General features: G+C 48.2%; 6 protein-coding genes. All 6 read right to left on the bottom strand.

Annotated features, from left to right (window positions below; translation table 11 throughout):
* The coding region (locus IID12_07975) for a hypothetical protein (protein ID MCH8289025.1) at positions 1-548 on the bottom strand (548 nt) is incomplete at its 3' end.
* Between the two features lie 4 nt (positions 549-552).
* Entirely contained in the window at positions 553-3126 is a 2574-nt protein-coding gene (gene mutS, locus IID12_07980) for a DNA mismatch repair protein MutS (GenBank protein MCH8289026.1), read from the bottom strand.
* A 37-nt stretch (positions 3127-3163) separates the two neighbouring features.
* Complete coding sequence (gene selB / locus IID12_07985; GenBank protein ID MCH8289027.1) at positions 3164-5044, bottom strand: selenocysteine-specific translation elongation factor; 1881 nt, start codon at positions 5042-5044, stop codon at positions 3164-3166.
* Complete coding sequence (selA, locus tag IID12_07990; protein MCH8289028.1) at positions 5041-6459, bottom strand: L-seryl-tRNA(Sec) selenium transferase; 1419 nt, start codon at positions 6457-6459, stop codon at positions 5041-5043. Before selA ends, selB begins: the two co-directional genes overlap by 4 nt.
* Positions 6460-7059: 600 nt before the next feature.
* The gene (locus tag IID12_07995) at positions 7060-10188 is read right to left on the bottom strand and encodes an efflux RND transporter permease subunit (GenBank protein MCH8289029.1); all 3129 of its coding nucleotides are present in this window, start codon (positions 10186-10188) and stop codon (positions 7060-7062) included.
* Positions 10189-10224: 36 nt separating this feature from the next.
* Positions 10225-10598 (bottom strand): TolC family protein (locus IID12_08000; protein ID MCH8289030.1); only part of this gene is annotated, 374 nt, incomplete at its 5' end.

The following is a 10598-nucleotide window of genomic DNA, read 5'->3' on the forward strand; positions in this document are numbered from 1 at the left end:
GCCCACTCGGAGTCACCGAATTTTGTAATGGCGTCTTCGTTCAGCTGTTCGCCTTCGTCAAGCTTCCCGTGTCCTTCGGTGCCGTCCGCGTCGTTGGTTCCGGGAATGCCGTCGCTGCCGTAATCGAGAAGCGCATTCGTCGTATTGGATATGCCGTCAACACCGAGACGAATTATGCTGAAACCGAGTGCCTTGTCGTTGTCGTAGGGTCGAGCGTAAGCGGCATAATCGTAACTCACGATCCCGGCAAACCGTTCCGAATGCATCACTGCAGCCTGCGGGTTATCTAACGACGCTAATCCCGCAGCGTTCCAGTAGCCGGCGGTTACGTCGTCGACGACTCCGACGAACGCTCCTCCCATTCCGAGAGCCCGCGCGCCTACGCCTATTGACATAAATTCACCCGCATATTTAGCGATGCTCTGAGCTGACGTCGCGATCGGATTCAGCAGCAAAAGCGCAAGTACCGAAAAGTTTACAAGCCGTTTATAAAATAATATCATATCCGTTGCCGTTTTTACGAATGAACCTGCTACCGGGTTCCCCAATTGTTTACAATCCCCACTTCTTTTTCAACTCGTCAAGTTTAGCCATCGCTTCCAAAGGTGTCATGTTATTAACGTCGACCTCCTTCAATTCCGCTTTAAATTTCGCTTCTTTCTCGTCGAACATGCCTATTTGATAAGCGGAAATCCCCTCTTTTTTTACCCGCCTCCTCTGGAGTGTTGTGTACTGCGTCTCGAGAGCGTACAGGACTTCCTTTGCCCTGTCTATCACTGCGGAAGGTAATCCCGCCAGCTGCGCCACCTGAATACCGTAGCTGTGATCGGAGCTGCCGGGAACTATTTTCCTGAGGAAAACAATTTTGTCACCATACTCCTTCACCGCGACGTTGAGATTGAAAACTCTGGGGAGAATCTCTTCAAGTTCCGCTAATTCGTGGTAATGAGTTGCAAAAAGCGTTTTCGCGGCGACCGAGGGATTGTTATGGATGTATTCCGTTACAGCCCAGGCGATCGACAGGCCGTCGTAAGTGCTTGTTCCCCTGCCGATTTCGTCAAGCAGGATCAGGCTTTTGTCCGAGGCGTTGTTCAATATGTTTGCCGTCTCGTTCATCTCGACGAGAAAAGTACTCTCTCCCCCCGCTAAGTTATCCGACGCTCCCACACGGGTGAAAAGCTTGTCCACGATGCCGATTGTTGCCTCACTCGCCGGAACGAAGCTTCCCATCTGCGCAAGCAGAACGATTATGGCTACCTGTCGCAGATAGGTAGATTTTCCCGCCATGTTGGGTCCCGTTACGATAAGGATCTGTTTTTCCCCGCTGCCTATCTCAAGATCGTTCGGTACGAACGATTCGCCCGGCGGCAGCATGCTTTCCACGACCGGATGTCTCCCGTCTTTTATAATAATAGCGTACGATTCCTCGATCCGGGGCCGCACCCATTTTTCGTTATCGGCAATCAGCGCAAGCATCGCAAGGACGTCTATCCTGGCTATAACATCGGCGTTCCATTGTACCTCGCTCGCCGACTCGAGGGTTTTTTCAAGCACCTCATCGAACAGCTTGAGTTCAAGGGTTTTTATTTTTTCCTCCGCTCCAAGCACTTTTTCTTCATATTCCTTGAGCTCAGGAGTTATATACCTCTCCGAATTCACGAGAGTCTGCTTGCGGATAAAATCTTCCGGTACCTTGTGGACATGGGGTTTGGTGACTTCTAAATAATAACCGAATACTTTATTGTAACCTATTTTGAGAGTCGGGATATTGAGCCGTTTACGCTCTTTCGCCTGCATCGAGGCTATCCAGTCTTTCCCGGAGGACGAGACAGCACGGAGCTCATCCAACTCGGAATTATATCCGTCTCTTATATATCCTCCGTCCGATTTTGAGGCAGGCGGCTCGTCAACCAATGAGACTTCAATAAGATCAGTCAGTTTCGTCATGTCTGTCAGACTCGAGGCTAATGAACGAACCTCATCCCGCTTCATCTCCTTGAGAACACTCTCTATTTGGGGCAGAAGTTCCAAGCTGTTCCTGAGCGCAACGAGGTCGCGCGGAATCGATCTGCCTGATGATAACCGCCCTAACAGACGCTCAACGTCGTTCATCTTGGCGAGCAGGTCTCTGACGGCATCCCTCTGGCGGTTTTCAACGAAGAAAGATTCTATCACTTCCTGCCGCTTTTCTATGTCGGATAACTGAGTCAACGGATTCCTCAGCCAGCGGCGCAATAAGCGGGAACCCATAGCGGTTTTGGCGCGACTTAATACATCGATAAGCGTGCTGCGCTGAACTCCGCTCAGCATCGGTTCGAACAGCTCGAGATTTCTAACCGTTGTCTGATCGAGTCCCATGTAGGAATCTTCTTTGTGAACGGATATGCCGGTAAACTGCCGCAAGTTATCCTTATGGTTCTCCTGAAGATAGTGCAGGAGGGCTCCCGCGCTTTCTACTCCAAGCCGCATATCTTCTATCCCGTAACCTTTGAGGTTTTTGGTCTTAAAATGACCCGTCAGAATCTCATATGCATAATCGTAAGAATAAACCCAGCTATCGATAGTAGTGATCATCACGCCTCTATTCTTGAAGGAGGCAACATCATTCCCGTTCTCGAACGCTTCCCGGATAAGAATCTCTGCCGGTTCCAACGACCGGAGTTTTTCATCGAGTGTTAAAGCGTCAATTTGAGCCGTAAAGAAAGCTCCGGTCGATACGTCTGCCCACGCTAAACCCGCCTCCTCTCCCTCGACGCTGACAGCGACGATATAATTGTTCTTCCCCTCTTCCAAAAGTTTATCCGAGACCGTAGAACCGGGTGTTACTATCTCCACTACCTCCCGCCTGACTATTCCTTTTGCCGTCGCCGGATCCTCCATCTGCTCGCAGATCGCTACCTTATAACCGCTTTTGATAAATTTATGGAGATACGTGTCAAGCGAATGCCACGGGAAGCCTGCAAGCGCTACCTTTGACGCTTTCCCGTTAGCCCGTGAGGTCAGCGTAATTCCGAGTACTTTTGAGGCGATCTTTGCATCTTCGTCGAACGTTTCGTAAAAATCACCCATCCGGTAGAGCAGGATGGAGCCGGGGTTCGCCGCTTTGATTTTCATATACTGCCTCATCAAAGGCGTAGCGTCGAGATTTGACTCTGCCGTCATATCAGATTTTTTTCCTCACGTTTCCTTCTCTGCGTGTGATCTCATTATCGTCCAAATAAAGGAGCAACGGTATTGCGAATTTACGGGATACGCCTGTTAAATTCTTCAGTTCTGCCACCGAGAGCTCTTCATGCCCTTCGAAATGTTTTTCAACCTTGAGTTTCAGTTCATCGATAAAGTCGGAATGAAGAAAAAAATCGCCGTCAAGCCTTACGACTTTTCCTTCGCCTATCATCCTTTTAATCAGTTGGTGTGTTTCCTTCTCATCCCTGCCGATTTTGGCGGATAGCTCTGCGCCTGTGGGTGCGTTGAATCCTTCTGATAGAAGAGCCTCTTCCAAATCACCGAATTCACTATCTACCCCTGACAAATCAGAGCCCGGTATGCTCAGCGTTTCAGCGGTCGCGATTAACTTACCCTCCTTTTCCAGCTGACTGACTAAAATATCGAATGCCTGGTTGGACAGATCCAGCTTACCCTTGAGTTCAGCTCTTTTTATCCCGGTTGAGAGCGGGTTATCCCTGACAAAAGATTCCACTATCCCGAATAACTCTTTTTTGAGCTTTTCAAGGGTATCCGGAGAGTAGAACGTTCCGCTTCTGTCTTCTCCAAACCTGATCAATTTTTCGGCTGAAGTCAGCTCATTCAACAAAGAGGACGCCTGAACTTCCGATATACCGAGCTTGATTCCGAACTCTTCCGGAGTAATACCCTGACCCCCCTCATTTTGCGCGAGCATTTCGGCTGTTACGGAATAATCATCATCATCTATCACTTTAAGTATATTCAATATATCGCTGTTATTGCGCTTAATACTAACGTTTGAAACTTGCAATATTCGTCCGCCGCCTATCGTTAACGAAGGAGAGTATCTTCTAACTATAAACTTGTCTCCAACCGCGACAGCAGCTTCTTTTTCAAGAAAGAACTGCACGAACCCGCTCTCTCCGGGTTCGATAACGTCAGACCCGAGGATCGATATCCTGCTCATCACCTCCCCCGTACCCAGGTGCAGTCGCACCCTGTTACGATTCGATAATGCTTTAGGGGCGCTTTTGAGGAGATTGATTCTACCCTCGAATATCGTCGCCGGATTGAGATAGCCCTTAGCTGCGATATGGCTCCCCCGCACAACCTCGTCCGTACTCAACCCGCTGAGATTCAGCGCGGCTCTCTCCCCTATCAGAGCTTCACCGGCTTCCTCGTTATGCTTCTGGATCCCCCGTACTTTCGATTCGAATCCTCCCGGTATTACCTCTACACTATCCCCCTTTTTGACGCTCCCTGAAATCACCGTGCCGGTTACCACCGTACCGAACCCTTTGACTGAAAAGGAGCGGTCAACGGGAAGCCGAAAGTAACCTCTGTCCTCTCTCTCCCACTTCTCTGATATAACGCTTTTAAGATGATCTCCCAATTTCTCTATCCCCTCACCGCTCAACGCGGATGTCCTGAACACCGGTGAGCCCTCGAGAAAACTGCCCGAGACGAGTTTTTTGACATCTTCCTCTACCATATTTATCCAATCCGGCTTCACAAGATCGGTCTTGTTGATTACTATGGCGCCCTCCTTCACGTTCAGCAAGCTCAGTATATCCAGATGCTCCTGTGTTTGCGGCATCACGCCGTCATCAGCGGCGACAACGAACAGGACGTAAGAGATGGAAGAGACGCCCGTCACCATGTTTTTAATAAAGCGTTCGTGCCCGGGCACGTCGATTATCGTCGCTTTTTCCCCGAGGAAGGCGAAACCGATGTCGATAGTGACGCCCCTCTTCTTCTCCTCCGGCAGCCTGTCGGTGTCTGTCCCCGTGAGAGCCTTGACCAGTGCGGTTTTACCATGATCAATATGCCCCGCCGTGCCTATAACTACATGGCTCATTTGACGTCCAGCGCTTCGCCGATGGAATCGGCTAAAATATCAATTTCATCCTCGAACACAGCCCGCAGGTCGAGAAAAAATGCGTTCTCCCGGATATATCCGATTATCGGGACTTCGAGCGAACGGAACTTCCTTGCTATTTCATCTACACTCTGTCTCTCGGAACGGATCTCGATCGCAATGCTTTCAATCTCTGCCGCCGGCAGCGAACCGCTTCCCGCCTCCCCTGTGGTTTCCCGAAGAGTGAGCGTGAAACCGTCTTCAATCGAACCGGCTGCCGCCTTGATTATCGTCTCGGCCCGACTCCTTAATTCGTCGATCGGAACCGAAAACAGCGAATACAGTCTGTGTTTTTTTGACAATGATTCCTCATCGGCGAATAATTTCAAAGTCTCTTCCATTGCGGTCAAAGTCAGCTTGTCGCAGCGCAGCACCCGCATCATCGGATTTCGTTTGCACCTTTCAATCATTTCTGCCGAGCCGACGATCAATCCTGCCTGCGGTCCGCCGAGCAGCTTATCGCCGGAAAATGTCACCACGTCCACTCCCGACTTTAAGACCGCCGACACAAGCTCTTCGGGGGGAAGCCCAAACTTGGTCAGATCAGCGACTGTACCGCTGCCGAGGTCGTAAATTACGGGCACTTTCATTTTATGCGCTAAATCGACTATCTCGCTGTGTTCGGGGAATTTCGTAAAGCCCGAAATCGTGTAATTACTTGTGTGAACCAATATCACGGCGCCGGTTTTATCATTTAATGCATTCTCGAAGTCCTTCAGATGGGTACGGTTGGTGGTCCCGATCTCCACCATCTTCGTTCCGGCTCGCTCCATAACATCCGGCATACGGAACGAACCGCCGATCTCCACTAACTGCCCCCGTGAGACGATACACTCCTTTTTATATGCAAATGTGTTAAGCGTCAACAATACGGCAGCCGCATTGTTGTTGACCAGTGCGGCAGACTCACCCCCTGTAAGCGAGACCAATAAACGGGATATGTGTTCCGTTCTATCGGATCGTTTCCCTGTTTCAACGTCGATTTCGAGATTGGAATAACCGCCTGCAACTTCCCCTATGCGCTTAATCGCGGCTTCCGACAAAGGGGCTCTGCCGAGATTTGTGTGGAGGACAATTCCGGTGGCATTGATGACTTTTTTAAGACTCGGCAGATAATCCTTTTTTAGTTTAAGGGAAGTGTTTTCAGCGATAATCTCGGTTAATTTCTCCTTTGAAATATCCGATGCGCCGTCTCCGCTGAGGATCTTCTTCCGCTCGCTCTCTAACTCTTCCCTCAGCTCGAAGAGTATAAGTTCATGCGGCAACTTCAGACCGTCTAACTCGATCTGCGCTAATATTTTGTCAACGGAAGGAATGATCTTCAGCATATTCTGAGTGTTATTTTTCAATGTCATACGAAAACGGCGCCATAATTTAGCGAACCTTAAAGATATGGAGAATCTAAAGATTAGTCAAGCCTGAGATTGGGAAGACGGGGATGCCAGGTGGGGCAGGATGTGAATGGCTTTTGCGGCCAGGGCGAGCCCTAACCCGCACTCGTTGTCATTCTGAGGAACCCGCAGGATGACGAAGAATCCCGAAAAGATATGTATAGTATTGCTCCCTCCGGTTGAGATTGGCTGCGCCTGTCTTCGGCTCTTCATCCGTCAGCTGACGGATTCAGAATGACAGTGGTTATGTGGCAGTTTGGAGTGCATCCGGCTGAGCCGGGTGCGGCATCAACACAGTTGATGTTCCAAAGGAACTCCATTGGAGCGCTCCATATTAGTGGCAGTCAGGACTTGTCCTGACGCCTGGAGAAAGAGATTACGCGGTCAGGATAAATCCTGACTCGCACTTAAGCAGGTCCGCCAGCTGGCGGATTCGTCCAGACGAAGAAGATGCTCTTGCTCAAATAATTTGCGAACGCGGTAGGGGACGCAGATCTGCGTCCCCTACATCCCAAAGAACGAGTAGGGTCAGGAAAAGCTCTAACCCGCACAATTGAAATCTACCTAACTTTTAAAAACAAGCCCCTTCAAGAATCCGAATCCTCTGCCCACATCGTCCAATATCATGTACAAACAGGGCAAAAGAATCAGCGTCAATGGTGTTGCGAACAGGATACCGTATCCGAGCGCCAGTGCCATCGGAGCGATGAACGGGTCAGAACCGCCAAGTCCGTAAGCTAAGGGAAGAACACCCGCGATGGTCGTTATGGAAGTAAGAATTATCGGCCGCAGGCGTGTAGCGGTTCCTTCGGCGACTATCCGTTTGATCTTCTTATCGGGTTCAGATTCACGATGGATATTAATGTAATTCACAAGTATAAGCGAATCGTTCACCACAACACCCATAAGACCGATGACCCCCATTATCGCCAGGAAGCCTAACGGTTCTCCGTGCATCGCAAATGCTCCGATGACTCCGATTAGTCCGAACGGGATCGCTATCACGACCAATAACGGCTGTGTCACTGAATTAAAGAGGAGTATCAGAACAAAGTAAATTCCGATCACAGCCGTCAGCATGGTTATGCCGAGACTGACGACAGATTCCTGTGTCTTTTCGGCTTCTCCGCCGATTACGAATCTCATTCCGGGCCAGTCTGTAGTGAGGTCAAAATGGTCGACGGCTTTTTGAGTTGCCTGAAGAGGAGTTAGATCACCCGAAGCGATGTCTGCGGTGATAGTGACAGTGCGTTCCTCTTCGTAATGAAAATAACGGGAGGGACCCGGTCCAATTTCAAATTGCGCCACTTCTTTCAGCTGAATCAATCTGCCGCTCTTGTTGGGGATCTTCAGCTCGCTAAGGTAGTCAGGTTTATTGCGGGTAGATTCTTCGAGGATGACACGGAAACCGACATCTTCGTCACCGTATCGAACTCTCGTAACGACCTGACCGTCGTAAGCGAGCCGGACGTTTTGGGCTATATCGGCGACTGTGAGTCCTAATTCCGCAAGCCTTGGGTAGTCTATCTTTATCTCGACTTGCTCTTTACCGAGTTTATCGTCTCTGTCAATATCCGTAACGCCTTCGATCGTCGTTAAATATGCGGTCACAGAATCGGCGAGCAAAGTTCTCATATCATTGTCTGCGCCAATTACACGAATGGCGATCGGGCGACCGACGGGAGGACCTCCAGCGTCTACCCTATATCTTACGGCATCGAAGCCTTCGAGTTTGTCTGTCTGCTCTCTAAGATGCGCCACTATCATGTTGGCATCTCTTTTTCGCTCGTTATAAGGAGTCAACGTTACGATTATGAATGCCCAGTTTTCGCTTTCACCCGGTGTAAAGAATCCGCCTCCGCCGAGACTTCCGAGAATTGCCATATGCGACTGCAATTCGTCCTCGGGCAAAGCCATTAAAACAGCTTCTATCTCTTTTATTTTGTCTTCAGTCGCATCGAGAGAGGAGCCTGTAGGGAGCTCAACCGTGATGAAGAAGTTTTCGGCAGTATTGCCCGGAAACAAAATAAATTGCATATGCAGATATGCAAAACTGACCGCACCAATCAACATAACTATAAACATTAAGAAAATGACGTACCGATAAGTAAGTGTAATTGCCATGAGTCGCTGAAACTTAACTCTCACCCGGATAAACCAATCATTTTTGAGTTTGGGATTATCAGCTGAACCTGTTTTCGCCAAACGCTTCTTCTCCCTCTTTTCCATCCCTTTCATAATGTGGGAGGGAAGAATGATGAGTGATTCAAAAAATGAAACTCCTAAAGCGAGTATGACAACGATGGGGATTGAAACGATAAATTTGCCCATTATACCTGTCATAAAAAACATTGTTCCGAATGCAAGCGCTGTTGTGATGATAGTAGCAAAAACAGGTTTAATGACACCGTAGACCCCGTCAACTGTCGAATCAAGGGCCGATTTACCTTTTTCACGGTGGCGGTGTATATTTTCGGCGATGACAATGGCATTATCAACTATCAGTCCGATGACAATAACCATTCCCATAAGCGATATCAGTTGGATGGTTATATCAAACAGCGGCGCCAGGATGAGTACGCTCATCATTGCTAACGGTATCCCCATGGCTACCCAAAAAGCGGTAGTGAAATTCAGGAACACAACGAGTACGACGCTGACCATTATCAGGCCTATAGCTCCGTTATTAGCGAGAATGTTTAGTCTGTTCTTTACAAATCGTGATTTTTCAGACGCATGCAGTAATTCAATTCCTTTAGGAACTTTATCTCTTTCGTCTTCCATCAATTGCAATATGGCATCGTTTACCCTGATGATATCGGAATTCCCCTTTTTGAAGACGGTGAATCCGATAGCCGGTTTACCGTTCATTCTGAACCGCACTTTTTCAGGTTCAAAGCCGTCGTAAATTGTAGCGAGGTCCTTGACCATGATATGAGGACCTTCAAATGTCGAACGGACTATAACTTCGCCTACTTCTTCCGGAGTTCTGAATTGAGCCAATGTGACGATACTCTTATCGCTTGTGTATGATTCAAATGATCCTCCTGTAGCGCGAACATTTCGCCCTTGGATAGCAGATACAAGATCTTTGAGTGGAATTTGATATGCCTCTATCGCCGCAGTTGAGACCTCAACTTTTATCTCGCGGTCATGAAGCCCTTTTTCATCAACACGAGATACACCATTGACGTTTTCAAGTTTTTTCCTGAACCCTTTGGCGTATTCTCTCAGCTCCGGGTAAGGCACTTCACCAGCAACTCCGATCCAGATAATTTCTATATTATCAGTTGTAATCTCGAATATATATGGTGATTCGGTTACTTCCGGCGGAAATTCTGTTACTCTGTTAACGGCATCTCTGATGTCTCTTTTAACTTTTTCGCTATCACCTACATCAGTGTCAATGTTTATGCTGATTACAGATATATTCTCCATAGAATACGAAGTCATCAGGTCGATTCCGTCGACACTGCCGAGTTCCTTTTCAAGCGGATTCGTTACATTGAGTTCAACATCTTCCGGTGAGGCGCCGGGATAGCGGGTCGTGATCATCAACTGACCAAAGTCCACGGATGGGAACATATTTCTGTTTATGGTCAGGGCGGAACCTAACCCAATTATTAGAATAACGACTATCAGTAAATTGGCAAGTAGATGTCGTTCGGCAAAAAATCGAATAAGTGCTTTCATTTATGATGCTCCATAACGTTTAATATCTAAAAATAGTCATAAAAGTTGGTCGGTAAGTGAGCGATATTGGATGAATAATGTATGATAAGTAAAAGCGTTTACCGCATAAAGCAGCTTGGCATTCTGCTCATTATCCCGACTCTGAATTACGAAGGTGAGGTCGCCTCGTCCCTGGTTGTACAGCTTTAATTCTTCTTTGGTTTTCTCTTTCGAAGAGTTTATCTGTTCTACATTAAGCTGAAGCACTTTCTCCATCTCGGTCATTTGAGTATGGAGGTTTGAGACTATGGATGTCAATCCGATAACCACTTCTTTCACCTGACTTCGAAGTTGTGAGATTTGTACGTCGGTCCTGTTTATATTCGATTTCGCACTGTTGTTTCCCAATGGAACACTGAACTGAAGCGCTA

The sequence above is a fragment of the Candidatus Neomarinimicrobiota bacterium genome (assembly GCA_022567655.1).
Taxonomy (GTDB): domain Bacteria; phylum Fidelibacterota; class SORT01; order SORT01; family SORT01; genus JADFGO01.